The sequence below is a fragment of the Rhodanobacter sp. Col0626 genome, from assembly GCF_049994385.1.
Lineage (GTDB): Bacteria > Pseudomonadota > Gammaproteobacteria > Xanthomonadales > Rhodanobacteraceae > Rhodanobacter.
In genome coordinates this window covers 489,767-513,275 of sequence record NZ_CP188260.1, presented here as the reverse complement: position 1 = coordinate 513,275, position 23,509 = coordinate 489,767, and the positions used below count along the sequence as shown (strand labels likewise).

Sequence of the window (23,509 nt, the reverse complement as noted above, 5' to 3'; positions counted from 1 at the left end):
ATCCTACGCGGCGTGTTGCATGAGTGTATCGGTGTGTGCGGGGCGATATTCGGCGAGCGGCTGCTGACGGTGCGGCGACAGGTGCGCCAGCGTGGTCTCGATATTGCGGCTGCCAGGGTCGTTCAGTGCCACCGCCAACTCGGCGCGATCCTGCTGCACGTCACCACGGAAGTGGTCGAAGGCGGCTTTGTGTTGCGCGTAGCGCGCCTCGTATTGCACCAGGTTGGCGGGTGCCAGCACGTTCTCCATGCCATCCGCGCCGGTGAAGTGCATGCCGCTGTGGTCGCCCAGACGCATCGTCAGCAACGGGTTGGGCGGTGGCGCGCCGGCACCGCACCGAGATAGCGCCTTGCGTGCAGCGCGCCGACATCAGCCTGGCTGGCCAGCGGCACCACCTGGCCGAAGTGACGGCTGGCCGCACTGACCACGTCGCCGGCCATCACATAGTTGGTGACCTGACTGCCGCCGAGCGCGATGCCGTAGCCCAGGTCGACTGCACCGTAGGAGTTGAGGGTAACGCCGCGCAAACCACGCTCCGACGCTTCGATTTCCGCCAGCGTGCCGCCCAGCGAATGGCCGGCGACGGTGATCCGCTCCTTGGGGATACCGTGTTTTTGCGCCTTGTCGATCATGTCTTGGGTAAAGACATCCGCAGCGCGTTTCTGTGGATTGATCTTGGCCTTCACCATCGTCAGGTCAACGAGAGCATCTTGAACGGTGGTGCGGGTGTGGTGTTTGAAATCCGGGTCAGTGCCGCGGTAGGCGATGATGATGTCGCCGGTTTCCCTACTGCGATACGCTGTGGCGTGAAAGCCGGTAGAGGGATCATCCTTGTAGCCGAACACCGTGTACTGCTGCCCATTCAAAGCTACTTTTGCCGGATTTTTGGGGTCGGCATCGCTTTGCAAGCGATTGGCATACGAATCGCTTGCTGCAGCAGCGGAAACTTCGGGACGAGGATTCATGGCGAGACTTCCTTAACGGTTACCGTGATCGGGAAGAAGGCATTAGGGCTCTTGACATATTCTGGATTATCAGAAGAAAAATCCAACGTGCCAATATCAATGAGATTATGGTCTCCGTAGGAACTCTTCTTAAAATATTCCGTTTGTGAGTTTTTATGCAAAAATTCATCCATTAATGCGCCCGAGCTGAAATCTATGCCTTGTGCGGTGAATCCTGCCGATACGCTGGTTGCATCCCAGTGGCAGATGCCCAGCCCGTAGTAATCCTCATCCAACATGGCGTCGCGGTAGAAATAACCTTTCCAGGTTCTTTCGTCCACATGGGTCATCTCGAAATCGATCGCCACATCTCGCGGCTTGGCATGCACTCCGAGGAACTTGTCTTCCGGGGTACATGCCAAGTTAACCAAATCGAAAAACACGGTGCCGCTCACCGAATCCCACGGCCCCGGCGCATCTGCCGTAGCGGTAACTTCATAGCGCTTGACGGGATGCGGATTCTTCTTCGGATTTTTCGGATCGCCGTGTGTCACGGAACATCCTGTGGCTGAGACTAGAGAAAGAAAAAGGAAAGTCAGAGCAAATTTGATTTTCATCATGTCATCCTCGTCCTTCGTCACTGCGCCAGCAGGCGGCGGGGATAGAGGATCGCCGCGATGGTCTGGATTTCGCCCAGGCGCTTGCCCAGATCCATGCCGTCCTAACGCATGGATCATCGCGTAGGCGGATCGGTCAGTTCATCAGAAAGCATCTTGATGCACGTAGGGGCTTCCTGACACTGGAATCACATAGTGGTTCTATCAGAGCCGACCACCATCGACATATCGCTCAACACGTAGCCGCTTTGCCTGTGGCCACCGCCTGATAAAGCCCGTGATCTACCTCATGGATCAGCTGCTCGGCATGGTGATCCGTGCCCAAGGCAGCACCGATCTGGCGCTGACGTGCGCAATTAAGGGTGGCCGTGGTGACCGCTCAGCGGTTACAGCTTTGCCAATACGTCTCTGAGTTGCTGGCAGAATCGAGCAATACGGACATATTCGGATCGTGACGTGCATCGAACGCGCCGCCGCCACCTCCCGCGAACGAGAGGTGGCTGCATTCACGCCTTGTCCAGCGGCGTGGTGCCGCCGGTGAACTGCAGGCGGGCCTGGGCCAGCCGATATTTGCGCTCCGCGCGGCTGCGGCGCCATTCGCGCAACATGCTGACCACGTACACAAGCTTGAACAGCCGCAGCTTGCGCAGCACCAGCGGCGTGTCGAACAGGTCGCCGGCCAGCATCGAGATCACGCCCTGCTCCAGCTGCCAGGTGTTGCGCGGCTGACGGAACATCTGCTGCATCACCGGCCCGTTGAAGCGATAGATGAAGAACGAGAAGCGCGCCATGCCGGCACGCTGGCGTTTCTCCAGTGCGCGCATCAGCGACATCTCGCATGCCGGATCACGCAGCGCGCGATCGACGATCTCCACCGCCTTTTCGGCACCACTCATCGCCAGATACACGCCGGAGGAAAACACCGGGTCGAGAAAGGCGAAGGCATCGCCGACAAGGATCCAGCCGGGGCCACCCATCTGCTTCGAATCGTAGGAATAGTTGCCGGTAACGCGCACTTCGTCGTCGATCAGCTCGGCGTGCTGCATGCGTTGCCACATGGCCGGGCTCTGCTTCAGCGTATCGAGCAGGAACTCGACCGTGCGGCCCTTGCGCTGCTTGAGGTACTCCGGCCGGCACACGGCGCCTACGCTCATCACGCCGTCGGGCAGCGGGATCATCCACATCCAGCCATGGTCGAAACAGTAGATGCTGATGCAGCCGGCATCTTCACCCGGCCGAGCCTCGGCACCGCGGAAGTGACCGAAGATCGCCGCGCTCTGGTGTTGATCGTTTTTTCGGCGGAGTTTCTTCCTTGAGGAAAGCAGCGCGTCGCGGCCACTGGCGTCGACCACGTAGCGCGCCTGGATCGTGTAACTGCGTCCGTCGTCGGTGCGCACGTCGAGCCGCGTGTCACGCAGACCCTTCTGTTCGACCTGCACCACCTCATGACCCTCGCGCGCCTCGGCACCGCTTTCGCGTGCATGGTCGTACAGCATCTTGTCGAAATCCTGCCGCCAGACCTGGTAGGCATGCGGCGGGCTGTCGCCTATCGCGCGGGAGAATGCGTAGGTGTTGTAGCCGCGCTCGTTGTCCGCCTCGAAATCCGCGCCCGGTTTGAACACGCCCATCGCGCGCACCTTGTCCAGCACGCCAAGGCGCTCCAGTACCGGCAGGTTCATCGGCAGCAGCGATTCGCCGATATGGAAGCGCGGATGGTGCGCCTTCTCCAGCGCAATTACCTTGTAGCCGCGGCGCGCCAGCAGCGTCGCCGCGGTGCTGCCACCCGGGCCACCGCCAATGACAGCCACGTCGCACTGCTCTGTCGCCACGTCCTTCCGGTCCTGCATATTTGCTCCCTTCGGCCTCGCCACACCGGCAAGCTCCCCAGCAGGCGATTATGACGCAGACCCGGCGGGCGCCTGAAGCCGCTCTGCTACCATCGGCCGCCGCCTCACCCATTGCCTCGATTCATGCTCAACCCACAACAACTGGCTGCTGTCGAACACTGCGACAGCCCGCTGCTGGTGCTCGCCGGTGCCGGTTCCGGCAAGACCAGCGTGATCACCCAGAAGATCGCCTACCTGATCGGGCGCAAGCATCTGGCGCCGTCGAAGATCGCCGCAATCACCTTCACCAACAAAGCGGCGAAGGAAATGCGCGAGCGTGTGGCCAAGCTGGTCAGCGCAGAGGATGCGGCCGCGCTCACGGTCAGCACTTTCCACGCGCTGGGACTGAAGTTCCTGCAGATCGAGCACGCCCGTGCCGGCCTGCGCCGCGGCTTCTCGGTGCTGGACGCGGACGACAGCGGTGGCATCGTCAAGGAGCTGGCGCCGAAGGGGGTCAAGAACGACGTGCTGTTCGGCATCCGCAACCTGCTCAGCCGCGCCAAGAACGGCGGACTCTCGCCGGAGGAGGCACTGGCCGCCGCGCGCAGCCCGCGCGAGCTGGAAGCGGCGACGATCTATGACATGTACCAGCAGCGCCTGAGTGCTTTCAACGCGGTCGATTTCGACGACCTGATCCGGCTGCCGCTGCGCATCCTCGAAGCCGATGCCGAGTGCCGCGACGCGTGGCGCGAGCGCCTGCGCTACCTGCTGGTGGACGAATACCAGGACACCAACGACGCGCAGTATCGCCTGCTGAAAGTGCTGACCGGCGATCGCGGCGGCATTACCTGCGTGGGGGACGATGACCAGTCGATCTACGCCTGGCGCGGCGCCAATCCGGAAAACATCGACCAGCTGGGCCGTGACTGGCCCTCCTTGCGCGTGATCAAGCTGGAGCAGAACTACCGCTGCGGCAAACGCATCCTGCGCGCGGCGAACCAGCTGATAGCGAACAACCCGCATCTGCACGAAAAGAAGCTGTGGAGCGAGCATCCGGAAGGTGCGCCGATCCGCGTGCTCGAATGCAAGGAGGCCGAGCACGAGGCCGAACGCGTCGCTGCGATCGCCACCACCCTGGCCGAGAAGCACAAGGCGCGCTGGCACGACATGGCCATCCTGTACCGCGGCAATTTCCAGGCGCGGCCGCTGGAGAAGGCGTTGCGACTGGCGCGCATCCCGTATCACCTCACCGGCGCACTGTCCTTCCTCGACCGCGCCGAAGTGAAGGACTTGCTCTGTTACCTGCGCCTGCTGACCAACCCGAGCGACGACGCCGCCTTCCTGCGCGTGGTCAACGTGCCCAAGCGCGAGATCGGCGCCACCACGCTGGAGAAGCTGGGCCAGATCGCGCAGTCGCGCCACTCCTCTCTGCTCGACGCCACCCGCAGCGACGGCGTGCTGCGCCAGCTCACCCCGCGCCCGGCCGCCGCGCTGGCTTCATTCGCGAACCTGCTGGATGAACTGCGCAGCGCCTCGCTGCGGGAAAACGCGGCCGACCTGGTCGAGCTGATCCTGAAACGCACCGGCTACGCTGCGCAGATCGCCGCCGGCACACCCGATGCCAGCGTGCGCGAACGCAAGCTGGGCAATCTGAAGGAACTGGCCGACTGGTTCCGCGCCATGCAGAAGGGTGGCAACAGCGCCGGCGACCTCGCCTCGCAGCTGGCCCTGCTCAGCCACGCCGATCGCGACGAACCGGGCAACGCCGTGCGCATGATGACCCTGCATGCGGCGAAAGGTCTGGAATTCCGCTTCGTCTTCATCGTCGGCTGCGAGGACGGCACGCTGCCGCACGAAGGGGCGATCGACGAGGGTCGCATCGACGAAGAGCGCCGGCTGATGTACGTCGGCATCACCCGCGCCAAGGAACTGCTGACGTTGTCGTGGTCGTCGAAGACGAAGCGCTACGGTGACATCCACACCAACCAGCCCAGCCGCTTCCTGCACGAACTGCCGCAGGCCGACCTGCACTGGCAGGGCAAGGACCCGGAAGCGGACAAGGAAGTAACCCGCGAAACCGCCGAATCGCACATGGCGCGCATCAAGGCGATGCTGGCTGGCGGTTGACTGCGGTATCCGACCACGCGCCCTCGTTTTGGCCACGCGCGCAGTCCTGCCAAACGAAAACCCCGGCATCGCCGGGGTTTCGCACATCGAACCCTGCCGGCCTACCAGCGGTACATGATTTTGCCGTACACGTACGCGCCCTGGAAACCGAAGGGCGAACTGGACGAATAGGGAAAGGCCCCATCCTGATCGGAATCTTGCGGAGTTTTCTTCGGATAGGTGTTGAGCACATTGTCGCCACCGATCGTGAACGTCCACCGATCCCGCCGGTAGCTCGCCGCCAGGTCAAGCAGCCACTTGTGCGGATACACGTCGTCATCCAGATAGCTTGTCGAACCGTACTCGGTGATGCGCCCGTAGCGGGTCAGCGTTCCCGTGAAACCCCAGTTGCCAACACTATAGGTCTCGTTGAGTATCAGTTTGCTGCGCGGGGCGGTGTCGGCAAGCAGGCCCTTGATGGCACTGCGGTTGAGGCGCTGGAACAACAGGCCCAGTGAATCGAGCACGGGCGGATTCGGCTTGACGTCGGTGACCTTGTTCTTGTGGTAGCCGTAACTGAGCGTGGATGACAGCGTGCCGTTGTTGCCGACGTCGGTGCGGTAGCTGGTCACCAGGTCGATGCCCTGGGTGCGCACGGTGCCGGCATTGGTGAAGTACGCCAGGCCCCGGTACTGCAGGTTGGTGACGCCGTTGGCGGCCAGATAGCTGATGACCTCCGGGGTCGAGAGCGACAGCGAACTCGACAACGCGATGCGGTCGCGGACGGTGATCTGGTACGCGTCGGCCGAGATGCTGAGCTGGCTGGTCGGGTTCCACACGGCGCCGAAGGTGAAGTTGCGGGATTTTTCCGCTTTCAGCGGTTCGCTGCCGAGCAACTTGGCAATCGGGTTGTCCACCGGCACCAGTCCCCGCAGGTAGATTCCCGGTGGCAGGCCCAGCGAGTTGCCCGGGCCGACCGCGGCCGACGTGGTTTCCGAATAGTGCTGCTGTCCCAGTCCCGGTGCGCGGAAGCCGGTGGAAGCGCTGCCACGCAGCGCGAACGAATCGGTGAAGTCGAAGCGACCCGACAGCGCCGCGGATGTCGTGGTGCCGAAGTCGGAATAGTCCTCGTGACGTGCAGCCGCAGAAAAACTGAGCTTGTTGGTGAGGTTGCCTTCCAGTTGCACATACTCGGCGACGTCGTGTCTTGCCACCGAGATTTCATCCTGTGGACCCCAACCGGCGAAACCCTGCGCGCCACCGCTGACGCCGGACGTACCGACGTAATAGGAGCCCGGGTCGCCGGAACGGACTTCGTAGCTTTGCCGTAGCCACTGCGCGCCAAAGGAGAGCGTCAGCGGATTGGAAAGCCAGTCGGCTCCCAACTCCTTGGAGATGTCGATGTCGACGGTCTGCTGCGACGCCGACAGGATGCCGTCGTGGAAACTGGTCGGGCTGCTGCCGAAATCATTCAGCAGGGCGAAGTTGGTGGAATTCTGCGTGCTGTACGACACGCGGTTGTTGCCGTAGTTGCCGCTCAAGTCCCAATGCCAGCCGTTCACTTCGCCACGCAAGCCCGCCACCAGCGAACGGTCCGTCGAGTCGCCATGCTCCCTGGGCAGGAAGCCGTCGGGGTAGACCAGCCCGATCAACGGATCGCGCGGATAAGGCGTGTTGCTGCCATAGCGGTAGAAGCCGCGGGGTTCGCCGATGCGACGTCCGTAATGCCCGAACGCATAGAACTGCACGCCAGGGGTGATGTCGTATTGCGTGTTGAGGAAAAGGTTCTTGTTCTTGAACGACACGGTGCCGTAATGGAATTTCACGCCCAGCTGGCTCACGCCAGGGCGGCGGTCGACACCGGCACGGTTGCTGGGGCTCTGGTTGCTGTCCTCCACGCTGAGACGCAACCAGCCCGCGTCGCCGCCGAGCGGCACGCCGAAATTGGCGGCGCCCTGCCACTGCCGGCCATCACCGGCGGAATACTGGCCGCCGGAAACTTGTATGTCGCCGCCTTTGGCTCCCTTTTTCAGGATGATGTTGACGACGCCGGACAGCGCGTCCGAGCCGTACTGCGCGGACGCGCCGTCACGCAGTACTTCGATGTGGTCGATGGCGGACAGCGGAATCGTGTTGAGATCGATACCCTGCGAACCCTGACCGATCTGGCCAAGGCTCAACACCAGCGCACCGGGATGCCAGCGCTTGCCGTCCACCAGCACCAGGACTTGATCCGGGGACAGGCCACGCAACTCGAAAGGGCGCTGAAACGCGAAGGTGTCTGAAGCGGGGGCAAACGGGAAGTTCAGCGATGGAATGGCGCGCTCGAGCGCCTGGGTCAGGTCGATCGTGCCGGTCTGTTTCAGCGCGTCGGCGGAGATCACGTCGATCGGCGTCAGCGATGAGCTTTCCGTGCGGTTGCCGGCGCGTGTGCCGGTCACTACCACGGCGTCCAGGTTCTTGGCCTTGGCCGGTGTTTTGGTGGGTGTCCCGGTCGATGCCGGCGGGTTGGCGTCTTGCGCAGCCGCGATGTCGGTGAGTGCAAGCAGTACTGCTACAGCCAGTAAGGTCGGCATGATCCGACCACGACGCTTGTTCATGAAGCTCCCCTCATTGGTTTTTACCGCAACAGACCGCTGCGGGCTAAAGCGGTCGCAAGGCCTCGCTTGTCAGTGCATGACTCCCTTGGAGATTCGCGAAGCCGTTTGCAGTCGCCATCGCGTTCGCGCGAATGGTCGCTGCCTACCCCGTTGTGCATGGGCTCCCAGGCCATGCACGACCCTCGCTACTGCGCCGAGAGGCGGTACCGCAGGCCTGCGAAACGGAGTCGTCCGGCACGCTGAGCCTGTACATGATCGCGATGCGTTTCGGTCGGACATCGATCACCCCTCACAACACGAACCGAGCATAGGCACAGCCGAGCAGCCCGCACCAATGAAAAGACCGGCACTTTGCATAACTGCAGGTTGTGGATGTTTTCGGCCCGGAGCGGCGCACCGACCGCTTTCAGATCGGTGCCGGCATGGGGCGGAACGCCGGTGCACGCGGGCCCGAAAATGCGCGGTGGTGCCGCGTTGCCGACAGGGCACGCGGGATCGTCTGCGTCAACGGATCACGGCGATCGGTCAGATCAGCCGCTCCGCTTCCAGTTCGGCTTTCAGATAGGCGTAGTAGATCGGCGCGGCGATCACCCCGGGCAGGCCGAAGGCGGCCTCCATCAGTAACATGGCGATCAGCAGCTCCCATGCGCGGGCATGGATCTGCGTACCCACGATGCGCGCGTTGAGGAAATACTCCAGCTTGTGGATCACCACCAGGAAGCCAAGCGCGGCGATGCCGACGCCCAGCGACACGGACAACGCGGCAATCGTGACGGCCGTGTTCGACAGCAGGTTGCCAACCACGGGCAACAATCCCACGATGAAAGTGAGCACCACCAGCGTCTTCGACAACGGCACATGGATGCCGAGCAACGGCAGTACGCCGAGCAGGAAGATCGCGGTGAACAAGGTGTTGATCAGCGAGATCTTGATCTGCGCAAACACGATGTTGTGGAACGCGTCGGCCACGCGCTGGCTGCGCAGGCTCAGCTCCGCCGCCAGCGGACCGACCTGGTGCGCCGGGCGGGCGCGGCTCAGCGCCACGATCGCCCCCAGCACCAGGCCGATGATGATGTGCACGAACACCCGCACCGCACCCTTGCCGGCCAGTTGCAGGGTGCCCGCGTGCTTGCGCGCCAGGTCGATCGCGCCCACGCGCAGGTCGTCGACACTGTCGGGCAGGCTGTTGACCAGCATCGGCGGCAATTGTTGGCGGGCTTTTTCCACCAGCGGCATCAACTGCTCCTGCCAAAGCAGTTCGGGATTGCCGATCTCGTGGCGAAACAGGCTGATCGCGCCAAGGATCAGCAACACCAGCAAACCCACCACGATCGCACCCAATAGCGCCACGACCACCAGTCGCGCGCGTTCGCCGGAAATCCGCCGACCCAGCAGCGGGGTCATCGTGCGTACCAGCTCGTACACCAGCAGGCCGGCCAGCAGCGCCGACAACAGGTGGACTTCGATCACCACCAGCAGGGCGGCCGCGGCCAGCAGGTAGCTCGCGTAGCGGATGACGGAAGAGGAAGCGCGCGCAGCGGGCAAAAGGTTATCCATGCAGACGGAACCGTGGGAGCGTGACCGCCAGTCTGTCAGCAGCCCGCGACGGCTGCCAGCCCTGCCGAAACTGCCATATAGCTGTCGTAAACTCGGCCGGTTGCCCGCATTCGTCTCGTCCAAGGATTCCCCATGTCACTTCGTTTGCCCGCGAGCCTGTTCGCACTTGCCCTGCTTGCCGGTTGTGCGTCTTCGGCACCGCGCCAAGGCGGCATCGCTGTCGCGCCTGCGACGGCCACGACGACACCGGCATCGGCATCGGCAACCGTCGCTGCGAACGACAACCTCAACGCCGTGGTGTGGACCCAGACCGCCATCGAGCACGACCTGATCTACCTGCAAACCTATCGCGATGCCCAGGCGGGCTTGCTGGCCGCCATGCGCGCCCGGACCTGGGACGCACTGGCCAAGGATGACCGCGTGGCACCAGCCAACGGCCTCAAGCCGGCCGTGATACTGGATATCGACGAGACCGTGCTGGACAACTCGCCGTACCAGGCCCGTCTGGTCCGCAGCGGCGGCGAGTACAACGAGGCCGACTGGGCGGCGTGGTGCAAGGAGGAAATCGCCCGCGCAATGCCCGGCGTGGTCGCGTTTACCCAGTTCGCCGCGAAACACGGCATCGCCGTGATCTACATCTCCAATCGCGCCAAGGACCTCGACCAGGTCACCTTGGCCAACCTGCGCAAGGTCGGCCTGCCGGTGTCCGGCCCGGAGGCGTTCCTTGGCCTGGGCACGTTTGTCGAAGGCTGCGAGCAGGTCGGTACCGAAAAAGGCTGCCGACGCCAGTTGATCAGCCGCAAATACCGCGTGCTGATGCAGTTCGGCGACCAGATCGGCGACTTTGTCACGGTGCTGGCGAACAGTCCCGAAGGCCGTCGCCGTGTCATGGCGCCGTATATGGACTGGATTGGCACGCGCTGGTTCACCCTGCCGAACACCACGTACGGATCATGGGAGCCAGCCCTGTTCAACAACGATTGGGCGGCTCCGCCAGAGCAGCGTCGTCAGCAGAAAATCGATGCGTTGCACTATCGATGATGACGCAGTGTTTAATTTATCAAAATCAATAATTTACCGTTCAAAATAAAAGTATTGCCTTAGATTTAACGAACAAGTAATATTTCGTCTGCCAACCCTGCTGACCTGACATTTTGCAGGCAAGGCCATTTCCCTTCCGGCTCTGCCGGATTTCCCCGTGAGGCCCCAGGCCCGCGGGGTTTTCTTTTTCAGAACCTCGTGAAATCGGCGCCCGCCCTTGTTCCGGGACCATCGCGCCACTTACCCTGCGCGGTCACGACGGTGCACCCGCGCCTTCGTCACTCACCGCGAGAGTCTGCCCATGCGCTTCACTTTCCTCCGCCACGCCGTGCTGCCCTTGTTCGCCATCGCATTGCTCGGTGCCTGCCATGGCCGGGACGAAGCTTCGCAACCAGGCGGCAGCACGCCCCAAGCCGCCTTGCAGGGCTCGATCGACCTGTTCAAGGCCGGTGATTTCAATGGGCTGTGGAAGCACGCCTTGCCACCGGCCGACTACGCCAACATGCGCGCCGACTGGGCTCACCGCGATCAGGATTCGCGGCCCATCACGGCCGAGGATCGCATCAAGTTCAACCAGACCATGCAGAAACTCACCGAACCGGATGCGGAAAACAAGCTGTACGCGGAGCTGCAGCCGAAGCTGGTGACCATGGAACAGCAGTACAAGGACCAGCTCCCGGTGCTGATCAGCGTCGGCGAAGCGCTGGTGAAAAACGGCATTGCGCAGAGCAAGACCTTCAGTGACACGCAGAAGAACCAGGCCAACAGCGTGCTCGACGTACTCGCACCGTGGGCGAAGCAGACGCCATGGTTCGATCAGGCCAAGGCGAAGCAGGCGGTCGGCGTCATCGTGGCAACGGCGCGCAAGCTGGACCTGAAGACGCCGGAACAACTGCGCACGATGGATTTCGACACCACGATGGGCAAGTACTCGACCGGCTATGCCGGCCTCAAGCAGCTGGTGCTGATCTACGGCTTGTCGATGGATGACACGCTCAATTCCATCAAGCTCACGCCGGTGTCGAACAGCAACGGCCACGCCGTGATGAAGATCGATTACACCCTGCTGGGCAAACCGTTGTCGACCGAATCGAAGCTGGTGCAGCAAGATGGCCGCTGGTACAGCGAGGACCTGCTGAACAACGCGCGCCAGTCGCACCAGCGATTGAGCCAGCCGGCCGCCAGCGCCAGCGCACCGGCAGCCGCCGGCAGTGCCGCCGCGAAAGACTGATCGGCGCAACCGTTAGAATACGCGGATGCAGAATATTTCCAGCGCAGAGTCCGCCCGCCAACGCGCCCCCTGGTGGTTCAACCTGGCGGGCCAGTTGTTGCAGCCTTGGGTGCGCATCCGGCGCGATCCGGCCGAGCCGGCGACCTTGCTGCAGGCTGGCGTGCCGGTCTGTTACGTGATCGAGCGCGACGGTTTCTCCGACTCACTGATCCTGCAGCGTGCCTGTCGCGAGGCCGGCCTGCCGAACCCAATGCTGCCGCTGTCGGGAACCCGCCGCAAGCGCTCGGTGTTTGCACTGACCCGGCGCGACGGCTGGGTGTTCGGACGCAACCGCAAGCGCGCGGCCGGCGAGCCGCTGCGGCAGATGGTGCATTCGCTGGAAGGCATGCCCGAACACGACATCCAGGTCGTGCCGGTGTCGATCTACGTGGGCCGCGCGCCGAGCCGCGACAGTGGCTGGTTCCGCGTGTTGTTCTCGGAAAACTGGGTCATGGTCGGTCGCTTCCGCCGCCTGCTGGCGCTGTTGCTGAACGGGCGCGACACCGTGGTGCATTTCTCTGCGCCGGTGTCGCTGCGCAGCGTGCTGGACGAGTCCGGCGAAATGACGCCGGAACGCTTCGCACGGAAGATCGCGCGGGTGCTGCGCACCCATTTCCATCGCATCCGTGCCGCCGTGATCGGGCCGGATCTGTCGCACAAGCGCACCGTGGTCGACGCGGTACTGAATGCCGAACCGGTGCGCGCCGCGATCGCCGCCAGCGCGGCCAAGGATAAAATCAGCCACGCCAAGGCCTGGCGCAAGGCGCAGAAGCTGGTGCTGGAAATCGCCGCCGACTATTCGCATCCGGTGGTGCGTTCGGTCTCGTTCCTATTGTCCAACTTCTGGAACAAGCTGTACGACGGCATCGCCATGCACCACTTCGACAAGGCCCGCGCCGCCGCGCCTGGCTACGAAGTGATCTACGTGCCTTGCCATCGCAGCCACGCCGACTACCTGCTGATGTCCTACCAACTGCATGTGTCCGGCGTGGTGGTGCCGCACATCGCCGCTGGCGTGAATCTCAACCTGCCGGGACTCGGGCCGATCCTGCGGCGTGGTGGCGCGTTCTTCCTGCGGCGCAGCTTCAGGGGCAATGCGTTGTACTCGGTGGTGTTCAACGAATACGTGGCGCAGCTGATCGATCGCGGCGTGCCGATGGAGTATTTCATCGAAGGTGGCCGCTCGCGCACCGGACGGTTGCTCGCGCCACGGGCCGGCATGCTGGCGATGACGGTGCGCGCGTTCCTGCGCGCGCCGCGGCGACCGGTATTGTTCCAGCCGGTCTACATCGGTTACGAGAAATTGATGGAGGGCGCTTCCTACGCCGGCGAACTCAGCGGCCAGGCGAAGGAGAAGGAATCCCTGCTCGGCCTGTTGCGCGGCCTGAAGGTACTGCGCCAGCGCTACGGCCATGTGGCGTTGAACTTCGGCGAGCCGATTGAGCTGACGCCGCTGCTGGATGCGGCCAGTCCCGACTGGCGCGCCAGCAACACCGACCCCGAGGTCAAGCCGGAATGGCTGGGCAATGTCACCGATCGTCTGGCCGAGCAGATCCAGATCAATATCAACCGCGCCGCCGACGTCAATCCGATCAACCTGCTGGCGCTCGCCCTGCTCGCCACGCCCAAGCACGCGATGGCGGAAAGCGACCTGCTGGCCCAGCTCGAGCTGAGCAAGACGCTGCTGGAGGAGTTGCCGTATTCGGACCGAGTCACGCTGACCCCGATGAATCCGCCGGCGATCATCGCCTACGGCGAGCAGATGGGCTGGATCCAGCGCGTGCAGCATCCGCTGGGCGACGTGCTGACCGTCGGCGGTGAACAGGCGGTGCTGCTGAGCTACTTCCGCAACAACGTGTTGCACCTGAACGCCGCCGCCGCCTGGGTAGCCTGCTGCTTCGTCAACAACCGGCGCATGTCGCGCGGCTCGGTGCTGCGGCTGGGCCGGATCATCTACCCGTTCATCCAGGGCGAGCTGTTCCTGCCATGGGACATCGACGGCTTTGCCGCACAACTGCAGGCGACCATCGACTTCTTCGTACGTCGCGGCCTGCTCGAATCGAGCAGCGACGGCCGCGTGCTGGAACGCGGCCCCGGCCAGGACGACGGCGCCTATCAGCTCAAGGTGATCGCGCGCAGCCTGATCCAGGCGTTCGAGCGCTACTACATCACCATCGCCGCGCTGGCCAAGAACGGCCCGCACACGCTCACCAGCGCGGAGCTGGAGAACGCCTGCACGCTCACCGCGCAGCGTTTGAGCCTGCTCAACGAATTGTCCGCGCCGGAGTTCTTCGACAAGGCGCTGTTCCGCGGTTTCATCCAGAAGCTGCGCGAGCGCCGCATCGTGTGGACCGACGATGCCGGCAAGCTCGACTACGACAGCGCGCTGGAAGGCATGGTGCGCGACGCGCGGGTGATCCTGTCGCGCGAGGTGCGCCATTCGATCCTCAAGATCACCCCCGGCACCCACGAGAAGGAATCGGCCGCCGGCGACGCCTTGAATGACGAAACCTCCGCGCCGCCACTGGTGCTGACCGCGCCCGATGGCGACCACGACGACAAGGTGCCCGAGGATGCTTCCGGTGCCGACCTGCACCAGCGCCATGTGGAGGCCGAACACCACCTGCACGCGCACGCCGCGCCGGCCAAAGATCCCGACCAGACGGACCTTCCCCTCTAGCCTTTCCGGCCGCTTCGCGGTCGATCCTGTAGCATGCCCTCATGAGCGAACAGCAGCCCAAAACCACCCCGGATTCGACCACCCACTTCGGTTTCCGCGACGTGCCGGTCGGCGACAAGCAGAAGCTGGTCGGCCAGGTATTCACCTCGGTCGCGCGCAGCTACGACCTGATGAACGACCTGATGTCGTTCGGCGTGCACCGGCTGTGGAAACGACATTTCGTCGCCATCAGCGGCGTGCGTCGCGGCGATCGCGTGCTGGATCTGGCCGGTGGCACCGGCGACATCGCCGCGCTGCTCAATCCGGTGGTGGGCGACCAGGGCGAAGTGGTGGTGGGCGACATCAACGCCGCCATGCTCGGCGTCGGTCGCGATCGCATGACCGATCGCGGGCTGGTCTCGGGTTTACGCTGGGCGCAACTCAATGCCGAGGCACTGCCGTTTCCGGACAACTCCTTCGACGCGGTGACGATGGCGTTCGGGCTGCGCAACGTCACCGACAAGGACAAGGCGCTGGCCGACATCTGCCGCGTGCTCAAACCCGGCGGCCGCCTGCTGGTGCTGGAGTTCTCCCGGGTACAGAGCGAGCTGTTCGGCAAGCTCTACGATTTCCACTCGTTCAAGATCCTGCCCAAGCTCGGCCAGCTGTTCGCCGGCGACGCCGACAGCTACCAGTACCTGGCCGAATCCATCCGCAAGCATCCCGACCAGCAGACCTTGAAGGGCATGATGGAACGCGCCGGTTTCGGCCGTGTCGAAGTGCGCAATCTCAGCAACGGCATCGTGGCGATTCATCGCGCATACAAGCTCTGACCTGCACGCTGGGCCCCGTCTCCGGAAATTTCGTCGCTGGCCTGCGTGGTCCCTGCCAGGCCTCCTGCGACCGCCGCCGCTGTGCAATCGCCGGCCTGGCACCTACTTGCGGTCGATGACCGGATGCCCTCCTTCGCCCGGCGAACAGGGCCTTCATGAGCAGTTTTCCCCAGCCACAAATCCGCATCCCGTCCGCCACTCGTACAAGAAATCCGCAGATCGACAACGCCAAATTCGTGCTGATCGCGCTGGTCGTGATCGGCCACGGCATGGGTGAGCTGCGCGGCGATTCGCCGTTGCTGAAAGCGGCTTACCACTTCATCTACCTGTTCCACATCCCGGCCTTCGTTTACCTGTCGGGTTCGCTTGCGCGCACCGAGTTCGGCGTCAGGCAGGGCATGCGCTGGCTTTGCACGCTGCTCATTCCGTTGCTGGTGTTCCAGGCGATTTATCACGCGTGGAACGCGTGGCTGTTGCATGAAACGTTCGAGTACCACATCACCGAGCCGTACTGGCTGCTTTGGTATCTGGCCAGCCTCGCCTGCTGGCATCTGCTGCTGCCACCCATGCTGGCGCTTGGACGACCGCTGCTGACCGCGTGTGGCATCGCGATACTGGCCGGCTACGCCGGTGATATCGGATATCCGTTCAGTCTGTCGCGAACCCTGGTCTTTCTGCCTTTCTTCATCGCCGGCCATCGTCATGGCCTCGACTTGCCCGGACCACGCAGCGGCGCTGTCGCTGCCCTGCTGTCACTGGCAGGACTGGCCTGGTTGATTCGCGATCTCGACCCGGTATGGCTCTATGGCAGCAGTGCGTATCCCGATCTCTGGGGCGGCCCGCTGCGGGCCGGCCTGCTGGCGGCATCGGCGGTCGGCGTATGGGCCGTGCTGCGACTGGTGCCGCGCAAGGCAAGCCCGCTTACCGCGATGGGGCGACAAAGCCTCGCGGTGTATCTGCTGCATGGGTTGTTGATCAACGCCGCCACGGCGCTGGGTTTGTGGGCAAGCCTCGCACACCTCCCACCGGCGTGGCGTCTCGGCCTGGCCGTCACCGGTGGCGCCGCGCTGGCCTGCCTGCTGACGAAAGCGGCTCCATGGTTCCGTCCGCTCATGAACTTCGGCTGGCTCCTGCATCCATCCAGCGAAGGCGATGCTTCATCCATCCGCAACCGCAGTCCGGTACGGCACGGGAGACGCGAACGCTCCAGCGCGACACGACGGGGTTCGGTATCGACATCGCGACAAACCAGCGGGCTGACCCGCGGTGGCGACTGAGCCGGTCAATGGATAGAGCCATGCGGGCGCCGATCCTTTCCATCCCGACGGCAAGCGCGTGCCGTGCACGCAGAACCGCACCGCGCTGGATTTTGTCGGCACGCGCAAACACGCCGGTTCGATCATCGTCATCCGATGACGAATGCGGGTCAGGTTTACCGCAGACCAGCGGCGGACGTTCTGCCCGCCGCCGCGTGGCCGCCGTTACCAGCTGAAGCCGGCACCAGCGCCGACCGTGCTCTCCGAATCGGAGGCGGACACGCCGATCGAGACGCTGGCGCGGTTGTTGTTGAAGCCACGCTGGTAGCCCACCGAAAGTGCCGACTCGCCGGAGTAGCCACCCACACCCACGCCAATGCGATTGACACCGGACAGACCCGCCGTGTTGCCGATCATCTGCGCCATCGCCGTGTTCATCGCACCGACCCGGTTGAGCCGACGGTTCACATCATGGAACTGGTCGCCGACCTGGTTGCGGAAGGTGTCGAAGTCGTCATGGCTGACCGCACTGTCGAACTTCCCGTCGGTATAGCTCTTGGCCGAGCGAAGTGTCGCCTTGTCATTGGCATCGGCGTAGGTCTTGGCGCTCTGCAAAGCTTCGTCCACCTGGCTGACATTGACCGCATCCGTGGCCTGCTTGCCTGCCGCAACATTGGTTATCTGACGCTGGTGTGTCTGCGTGCCTACCGACACGGTGTTGGCGCGATCGGCCACCGCACCCTGACCCAGTGCCACCGCACCCGCGGCCGTCACCGAACTGCCCTGCCCCAGTGCCGTACCGGATGCGGCGGTCACTGCTGCGTCGGCACCTACCGCCACCGCATTCGTGGCCTGCGCTGAAATGGTGGCACTGGCACCTAGCGCGGTGCTGCCGTCAGCGTAAACGCGGGCTTTGCCACCGATGGCGGTGTCTTTCGGACCCAGCGCATAGCTGTCGCCACCCACGGCAGTTCCGTACGCGCCGCCGGCCTTGGCGTTGGAACCGATGGCTATGCCGCGCGAATCGGCCGTGACATGGGCGGCATCATTGCCTGCGGCCGCTCCGTCCACTGCCACGCGCGCGTCACGACTGCTTTCTACCGTAGCCGCCGCCTGCAATGCGCCGACGTCGGACTGGGTTTTCCCGAGGCCGGTGGTCACCTGGGTGAGGCTGTTGGTCATGCCGTCGAGCACGCTGTTGAGTGCGCTGAACGCATCGCCCGCGCTGTGATAAGTACCGCCCTGCACAGCAAAGCTCGGCGTAGCCACGCTGCCGTCCGCGTTCAGTCCGGCACCGCCGCCCACGGCGCGCAACGTACCTGCTATCTGGCTCACGGTAGCCGCATCGGTCAGGACGTTGCTGGACCTGACGTTACTGATGATGGTGCCGCCGTGACCACCGAGAGTGACCTTATCCTTGCTGGCATTGTCGTAAGCCACCGAGTTGCCGATCGCGGCATCGATACCGGTGATCGCCTCGGACAGCTGACTCTTGTTCACCGCATCGGTGTCTTCGGTGCCCGCCGCCACGTGGGTGATCTGACGCTCCTTGCCCTTGCTGCCGACCGAAACCGTGCTGGCCTTGTCGGCTACCGACATCGAACCCAGGGCAACACTGTCATCGGCGCTGGCGATGGCCGAGGCACCCAGTGCGATCGTATTGATTCCCGACGCCTTGCTTTTCATGCCCAACGCCGTCGAGGCCTGCGCCGAAGCGACGCTGCCGTAGCCCACCGCCGTACTGTTGGCCCCCGATGCCGCCGCACCGTAGCCCAGCGCCGAACCCAGCTTGCCGGCGGCGTTTGCATAACCGCCCAAGGCCACCGAGCCGTCACCGAGTGCGCCGCTGTTCAAGCCGATGGCAACGGTCTGCACACCTATCGCACCATACGTACGCACCGCTTTATTATCGAGTTGGCTGCCGATCGCGACGCTGTAAGTACCTTTCGCGTAAGCATTGCCGCCTACGGCAGTGGCGCCAACGGCACCCGAATAGGCATTGCCGCCCAAGGCGGCAGCGCCGTCGGCGGCCGCAAAGGCATTGCCGCCATACGACACCGCGTTTGCGCCCAACGCCAGCGCACCGGCACCGGTGGCCAGGGCACTCGTGCCTTCCGCGGCGGCCTGATAGCCCAGGGCCATCGCACCTCGACCGTTGGCCGATGCCAGCGAACCCACCGCCGCCGCACCCTCACCCGTCGCCGCCGTCGCCTTCCCGTCGTTGTCCGCGTCCGGCTCGCCGCCGCCGATCGCCACCGAACCACGATCCGATGCCTGCGCGTTCGCACCCACCGCCACGCTGTTGTAGCCCGTTGCGCCAGCGTTGTAGCCGCCGGCAAAGGCGCCCTGTTCGCTCGCCAGCGACAGCGCACCCACCGCCGTGCTGACCGCGCCCGTCGCACCGGCACCCGCACCGAGCGCGGTCGAACCCGGGCCCGTCGCTTCGGTCGCGTACGAAATGCCATCGACCGTGTAGGTGCCGCCCACCGCCGTGCTCGCTTCCTCGCTCGCGGTCGCGCCGGCACCCAAGGCGACCGAGCCCTGGGACGACGCCGTGCTGCCGGAGCCTGCGGCGAGACTGAGTGCGCCGGTCGACTGGGCCTCGTTGCCAACCGCTGTACTCAGATCCCCCGCAGCCTTGGCATGGCTGCCTATCGCCGTGGAAGCATTGCCAAACGCACCAGCTTCATCGCCAATGGAAGTCGCGCTTTCGCCGATGGCACCCGAATCCGTATCGGTCTGGTTACCCATGGAGATGCTGCGGTCGCCTTCTGCGTAGCTGGCATAACCGACCGCCGTGCTGAGCAGTCCGAACGCTGTGGCGTATCCACCCAGTACGGTGCTGCCATTACCCGCTGCGCGACTGGAGTAGCCAACAGCGATGGACTGAACCCCGATCGCGCCTGAAGTACGGCCGTTGTCGTCGAAGTCCTCTACCTGGCTGCCGATCGCGATGCTGTAAGCGCCCTCCGCGTAAGCATTGCCGCCCAAGGCAGTGGCGCCAATGGCGCCCGAATAGGCATTGCCGCCCAGTGCAGCGGCGCCATCGGCGCCCGAATAGGCACCTCCGCCATACGCCGCCGCGTTCGCACCCAGTGCCAAGGCACCGGCGCCGGTGGCCAGGGCACTCGTGCCTTCCGCCGCGGCCTGATAGCCCATGGCCATCGCACCACGACCGTTGGCCGATGCCAGCGAGCCCACCGCCACCGCACCTTCGCCTGTCGCCGCCGTCGCCTTCCCGTCGTTGTCCGCATCCGGCTCGCCGCCGCCGATCGCTACCGAACCACGATCCGATGCCTGCGCGTTCGCACCCACCGCCACGCTGTTGTAGCCGGTTGCGCCGGCGTTGTAGCCGCCGGCAAAAGCGCCCTGTTCGCTCGCCAGCGACAGCGCGCCCACCGCCGTGCTGATCGCGCCCGTCGCACCGGCACCCGCACCGAGTGCGGTCGAACCCACGCCCGCCGCTTCGGTCGCGTACGCAATGCCATCGACCGTGTAGGTGCCGCCCACCGCCGTGCTCGCTTCCTCGTTGGCGCTCGCGCCGGCACCCACGGCCGTCGCACTCGCGCCGGCGGCTTGGCTGTTGGCCCCTGCGGCCACGGAGCTGGGGCCGCTCGCGGTGGCGACCGAGCTGCCGCTCGGGTCGTTCGCCTTGAACAAATCGTCAGTGGTGGACGCATGTGAACTGAGCGGGCCCATCGCGATCACCGCGCCCATCAGCAGTTGCATGCCGACCGCCGCTGCGCGCAAACGCCTGGAGGCGCCGCCCTTGCCGCTGGCCCCGGCGAGTTCAGAGGCCACCACCAGCAATCCGAGTGCCTTGTTCCAAACCTTGCTGTGAATCTTGTTCATCGACAACTCCAAAAATGCTTGTGATGGCCGGGACGACCAAATGAAACCCCGGGACCGCGCGGATCTGGCAGCGAAGAAAAGCAACGCGCCATATGCACGAGAACCGTTGGGACACAGTGCGTACGCGATATCGATGCCGGACCGCGAAGACCTCCGACCCCGATATCCGCCGACGACGCATGCGGCGTAGCCGCCGTGGTGATGCAGTCCACCGCCAAGAGCGGAAAACTTGCGGCATGAATTCAATCCGGACCCTGGCCATCACGACGCAAATGAACGTCGCGACGGCACCAGGCTCATCAACGGATCGAGCCACCACTCAGAGCGATTGGCTTGCACTCGACCTTCACCGCGTCGAACGCGGCCGTCACGTCCGCAGCGTTGTAGCCGCGGTCGGTGGCCGCCTGCTCGACCCCGCACGCACCACCGTCGAAGGTCTCGTCGGGCTGCCAGGCCACGGCATTGGCATCGTGGAAAACCTCGAATGCCTTGCGCGTATTCCAGCCTTCGGTTTTCGCCAACACGCAGAACGCACGGTTGTACGCGCCGCTGGAGTAATGCGGATCCATGTCTGCCGTGAACTCATCGGCGGTATCGATCGAGCTGCCGTCGCGACTCGGCGTGCACATGTCGCGCAAAGCCGCCAGGCCGCCCGGCGCGACGGTGCCGGGAACGATGAAATCGGCGCCGACCAGGAAATCGTTGCTGCCCCGATCGAAGAATTTCACCGCCTCGCCGGCCATGTCCGAGAACGCTTCGTTCATGCCGCCGGACTGCCCGGTGTACTCGAGGCCGGAGTGCTGGCCGGTGAAGCCGTGGCTGATCTCGTGCCCGGTCACATCCAGCATGACGAACGGTTCAACATTCACACCATTGCCGTCGCCGAACGTCATCGACGTTCCGTTCCAGAACGCGTTGCCATAGTTGACGCCGTAATGCACGCGCATCACCAGCTTCATTTCCGAGCCATCGGGGTTGATCAGCGGCGGCGCGCCGAACCACTCGGTATACATGTCATGCACGACACCGCCGAAGTGATGCGCGTCGTTGATGGGAGAGAAGCCTCCGTTGATGCTGTCACCACTGCTTGCATAGGGCGCCTTGGCGCAGGGAAACGACCAGACCACGCCACGCGCGGTTCCTCCGGCCATGTTGTAGGTCACGATGCGGTCGTTTTGCATGTAGCAGGTCAGGCCATTGCGCTGGACCTGCAACGGGTCATGACCGGTGCCTCCGTCGCCATAGAAATACGAGCCGACGGTGGCGTTGCCACCGATGCCGGCGGCCTCGACGTTGACGTTGGTCGCCGGCGTCGGAGTGGGCAGGCGACCGGAAGTGATGCCCTCCCACTGCGCGATGATCTGTCCGCTGTTGGCGTCGACGAAGGCCGTGGGACGCGAGGCGCCATTGCCGCTGTCGAGCACGTAAGAGACCAGATAGACCAGGCGAGCCTTTGCGCCGCTCGTAGCGGGATAGACAAAGAGCTCGGCTTTCTCGTCCGTCGGCGCCAGACCCGCGGGAACGCCCCGTGCCTTCAGCACCGCCGCTTGCGCCTGCGCCGCGGACAGCTTCGGCGTGACCGAGGCCAGATCCGTGCCGATGTTCTTCTCGGCCACGCCACGTACCGAAAGCACATTGCCGGCGCCATCGCGCTCGACCACCACGGTACGGCCATAAATCGGAACGCCGTTGAAAATCTGCTGTTCGCGTGTCTTCACCGTGCCGCGCTGGGTGACCACCTGCGAACGCGTGGCCTGGAATGAGGCACCGATGCCCAGGTTGAGGTTGGACGCCAGCTCGACAGGCCTGGCCTTGCCAAGATGACCCGCGTTGACCGACAGAACGGAGCCGGCGAGCGCGGAAGTGCTCATCGTTGCGCCCAGCGCAACAAGCAATGCGGCAGTCAGGTTCGTGCGTGACATGTGTATTCCTCTGATCGTTCTGTTTGCGTCGGCGAATGCCGAATGGCCTGGGATGACGTGCTGCTGACCACACCTTGCGCACGGCCAGGCACGTCGCTCCGCGTACCCGTAAAGAACGATCCGGAAGAATCTCACCCCCCTAGGAATTATTCCTAAATCGGCATTCCCGGCGCCATCTGCCCGTCTCGAACGAAGGAGGCCATCGCAGCCACGTCGAAAATATGGTGTCCGGAGGTAGGGGGATCGGCGGCAAACACGTTAAAGGGGGTAGCAACGGGACAGGACGCCCGCTGCTGTCCAGGAACGATGTGGCCCCCCTGCGTCTGTTTCTGTTCGGCCGGGTCCGTGAAAACGGATCGGCACACACCAGTCTCCCGCAAGGATGCGGGGGCAACACTCCCTGTTTTTTGCGCACTACGTCCCGCGTTGCGCTAGATTGATGTCACAGGCGCACACAGGAGTGGTGGCAACAGATGGGACAGCAGTCAGCCGATAACGGCGTGCCCCCCGTCATGCCGGCGGGATTCGAGGCATTTGTCAGGCAGCAGCGCGCTGAACTGGTCAGCTACCTGCGCCGACGTATCACCTCGGATGAAGACGTGGAGGATATTGTCCAGGAGAGCCTGATCCGGCTGATGCGTTACCGCGATAGGGACCCCGCCAGTTGGGCTCCGCTGCTCTATCGCATCGCCATCAATGTTCACAATGATCGCTTGCGCCAGCTTCGTGTCCGTCAGGACATCCAGTGCGTCCACCTGGACGAAAACATCCATGAGATGGCATCACTGGAACCGGGGCACGTGCAACGCATCGCCACACAACAGGAGCTGGCAAGACTGCAACGCGCCCTGCTCCGCCTGCCCACACGTTGTCGTCAAATGTACCTACTGCATCGCATTGAAGGCATGACTTATCCCCAGATAGCCAGCCATTGCGGCATTGGCGTCAAGGCGGTGGAAAAACACATCAGCAAAGCACTGGTCCTGTTGCGCGTCACCATGGCCTCCGAAGATTAAACGACTCGTC

Annotated in this window: 15 protein-coding genes; 7 read left to right on the top strand and 8 right to left on the bottom strand. The window is 63.9% G+C overall.

Annotated elements, in window-relative coordinates; translation table 11 throughout:
• Positions 1-3: 3 nt before the first annotated feature.
• The 4 genes from ACPPVV_RS02040 to ACPPVV_RS02025 all read right to left on the bottom strand — a co-directional run bounded on the left by ACPPVV_RS02040 (position 4) and on the right by ACPPVV_RS02025 (position 3,408).
• On the bottom strand, positions 4-297 hold the full coding sequence (locus tag ACPPVV_RS02040) for a hypothetical protein (protein WP_426701820.1): 294 nt from the start codon (positions 295-297) through the stop codon (positions 4-6).
• A gap of 2 nt (positions 298-299) precedes the next feature.
• Positions 300-965 carry a hypothetical protein gene (locus ACPPVV_RS02035; protein WP_426701819.1) on the bottom strand — a complete coding sequence of 222 codons (666 nt, stop codon included), beginning with the start codon at positions 963-965 and terminating at the stop codon, positions 300-302.
• Positions 962-1,561 carry a hypothetical protein gene (locus ACPPVV_RS02030; RefSeq protein ID WP_426701818.1) on the bottom strand — a complete coding sequence of 200 codons (600 nt, stop codon included), beginning with the start codon at positions 1,559-1,561 and terminating at the stop codon, positions 962-964. The genes ACPPVV_RS02035 and ACPPVV_RS02030 overlap by 4 nt, the downstream gene beginning before the upstream one ends.
• A gap of 506 nt (positions 1,562-2,067) precedes the next feature.
• Entirely contained in the window at positions 2,068-3,408 is a 1,341-nt protein-coding gene (locus ACPPVV_RS02025; RefSeq protein ID WP_426701817.1) for an NAD(P)/FAD-dependent oxidoreductase, read from the bottom strand.
• A 123-nt stretch (positions 3,409-3,531) separates the two neighbouring features.
• Between ACPPVV_RS02025 and ACPPVV_RS02020 the strand changes: the two genes are divergently transcribed.
• Positions 3,532-5,514, top strand: a complete 1,983-nt coding sequence (locus ACPPVV_RS02020; RefSeq protein ID WP_426701816.1) for a UvrD-helicase domain-containing protein — start codon at positions 3,532-3,534, stop codon at positions 5,512-5,514.
• 101 nt (positions 5,515-5,615) lie between these two features.
• Here the strand turns inward: ACPPVV_RS02020 and ACPPVV_RS02015 are convergent, their stop codons facing one another.
• Both ACPPVV_RS02015 and ACPPVV_RS02010 read right to left on the bottom strand, forming a co-directional pair.
• The gene (locus ACPPVV_RS02015) at positions 5,616-8,093 is read right to left on the bottom strand and encodes a TonB-dependent receptor plug domain-containing protein (RefSeq protein ID WP_426701815.1); all 2,478 of its coding nucleotides are present in this window, start codon (positions 8,091-8,093) and stop codon (positions 5,616-5,618) included.
• 525 nt (positions 8,094-8,618) lie between these two features.
• Complete coding sequence (locus ACPPVV_RS02010; protein ID WP_426701814.1) at positions 8,619-9,650, bottom strand: AI-2E family transporter; 1,032 nt, start codon at positions 9,648-9,650, stop codon at positions 8,619-8,621.
• A 132-nt stretch (positions 9,651-9,782) separates the two neighbouring features.
• On the opposite strand from ACPPVV_RS02010, the gene ACPPVV_RS02005 reads away from it, so the two are divergent.
• From ACPPVV_RS02005 to ACPPVV_RS01985, 5 genes are all read left to right on the top strand, one after another.
• Positions 9,783-10,691, top strand: a complete 909-nt coding sequence (locus tag ACPPVV_RS02005) for a 5'-nucleotidase, lipoprotein e(P4) family (RefSeq protein WP_426701813.1) — start codon at positions 9,783-9,785, stop codon at positions 10,689-10,691.
• A 301-nt stretch (positions 10,692-10,992) separates the two neighbouring features.
• On the top strand, positions 10,993-11,922 hold the full coding sequence (locus ACPPVV_RS02000; RefSeq protein ID WP_426701812.1) for a hypothetical protein: 930 nt from the start codon (positions 10,993-10,995) through the stop codon (positions 11,920-11,922).
• A gap of 25 nt (positions 11,923-11,947) precedes the next feature.
• Positions 11,948-14,641: a glycerol-3-phosphate 1-O-acyltransferase PlsB gene (gene plsB, locus ACPPVV_RS01995; protein ID WP_426701811.1), complete on the top strand. Its 2,694-nt coding sequence runs from the start codon at positions 11,948-11,950 to the stop codon at positions 14,639-14,641.
• Between the two features lie 41 nt (positions 14,642-14,682).
• On the top strand, positions 14,683-15,453 hold the full coding sequence (ubiE, locus tag ACPPVV_RS01990) for a bifunctional demethylmenaquinone methyltransferase/2-methoxy-6-polyprenyl-1,4-benzoquinol methylase UbiE (protein ID WP_426701810.1): 771 nt from the start codon (positions 14,683-14,685) through the stop codon (positions 15,451-15,453).
• 155 nt (positions 15,454-15,608) lie between these two features.
• Positions 15,609-16,730, top strand: a complete 1,122-nt coding sequence (locus ACPPVV_RS01985) for an acyltransferase family protein (RefSeq protein ID WP_426701809.1) — start codon at positions 15,609-15,611, stop codon at positions 16,728-16,730.
• Positions 16,731-16,934: 204 nt separating this feature from the next.
• On the opposite strand, the gene ACPPVV_RS01980 is transcribed toward ACPPVV_RS01985, so the two are convergent.
• Positions 16,935-20,561: an ESPR-type extended signal peptide-containing protein gene (locus ACPPVV_RS01980; protein WP_426701808.1), complete on the bottom strand. Its 3,627-nt coding sequence runs from the start codon at positions 20,559-20,561 to the stop codon at positions 16,935-16,937.
• Positions 20,562-20,860: 299 nt separating this feature from the next.
• The gene (locus ACPPVV_RS01975; RefSeq protein WP_426701807.1) at positions 20,861-22,483 is read right to left on the bottom strand and encodes a M4 family metallopeptidase; all 1,623 of its coding nucleotides are present in this window, start codon (positions 22,481-22,483) and stop codon (positions 20,861-20,863) included.
• Positions 22,484-22,956: 473 nt separating this feature from the next.
• On the opposite strand from ACPPVV_RS01975, the gene ACPPVV_RS01970 reads away from it, so the two are divergent.
• Positions 22,957-23,499 carry an RNA polymerase sigma factor gene (locus ACPPVV_RS01970; RefSeq protein ID WP_426701806.1) on the top strand — a complete coding sequence of 181 codons (543 nt, stop codon included), beginning with the start codon at positions 22,957-22,959 and terminating at the stop codon, positions 23,497-23,499.
• The last annotated feature ends 10 nt before the right edge of the window (positions 23,500-23,509 follow it).

What these genes read in the sequence shown, in the direction of transcription:
- ACPPVV_RS02040 (WP_426701820.1), bottom strand. Translation starts at nt 297, where the DNA reads ATGCGTCTGGGCGACCACAGCGGCATGCACTTCACCGGCGCGGATGGC.
- ACPPVV_RS02035 (WP_426701819.1), bottom strand. Translation starts at nt 965, where the DNA reads ATGAATCCTCGTCCCGAAGTTTCCGCTGCTGCAGCAAGCGATTCGTAT.
- ACPPVV_RS02030 (WP_426701818.1), bottom strand. Translation starts at nt 1,561, where the DNA reads ATGAAAATCAAATTTGCTCTGACTTTCCTTTTTCTTTCTCTAGTCTCA.
- ACPPVV_RS02025 (WP_426701817.1), bottom strand. Translation starts at nt 3,408, where the DNA reads ATGCAGGACCGGAAGGACGTGGCGACAGAGCAGTGCGACGTGGCTGTC.
- ACPPVV_RS02020 (WP_426701816.1), top strand. Translation starts at nt 3,532, where the DNA reads ATGCTCAACCCACAACAACTGGCTGCTGTCGAACACTGCGACAGCCCG.
- ACPPVV_RS02015 (WP_426701815.1), bottom strand. Translation starts at nt 8,093, where the DNA reads ATGAACAAGCGTCGTGGTCGGATCATGCCGACCTTACTGGCTGTAGCA.
- ACPPVV_RS02010 (WP_426701814.1), bottom strand. Translation starts at nt 9,650, where the DNA reads ATGGATAACCTTTTGCCCGCTGCGCGCGCTTCCTCTTCCGTCATCCGC.
- ACPPVV_RS02005 (WP_426701813.1), top strand. Translation starts at nt 9,783, where the DNA reads ATGTCACTTCGTTTGCCCGCGAGCCTGTTCGCACTTGCCCTGCTTGCC.
- ACPPVV_RS02000 (WP_426701812.1), top strand. Translation starts at nt 10,993, where the DNA reads ATGCGCTTCACTTTCCTCCGCCACGCCGTGCTGCCCTTGTTCGCCATC.
- plsB (WP_426701811.1), top strand. Translation starts at nt 11,948, where the DNA reads ATGCAGAATATTTCCAGCGCAGAGTCCGCCCGCCAACGCGCCCCCTGG.
- ubiE (WP_426701810.1), top strand. Translation starts at nt 14,683, where the DNA reads ATGAGCGAACAGCAGCCCAAAACCACCCCGGATTCGACCACCCACTTC.
- ACPPVV_RS01985 (WP_426701809.1), top strand. Translation starts at nt 15,609, where the DNA reads ATGAGCAGTTTTCCCCAGCCACAAATCCGCATCCCGTCCGCCACTCGT.
- ACPPVV_RS01980 (WP_426701808.1), bottom strand. Translation starts at nt 20,561, where the DNA reads ATGAACAAGATTCACAGCAAGGTTTGGAACAAGGCACTCGGATTGCTG.
- ACPPVV_RS01975 (WP_426701807.1), bottom strand. Translation starts at nt 22,483, where the DNA reads ATGTCACGCACGAACCTGACTGCCGCATTGCTTGTTGCGCTGGGCGCA.
- ACPPVV_RS01970 (WP_426701806.1), top strand. Translation starts at nt 22,957, where the DNA reads ATGGGACAGCAGTCAGCCGATAACGGCGTGCCCCCCGTCATGCCGGCG.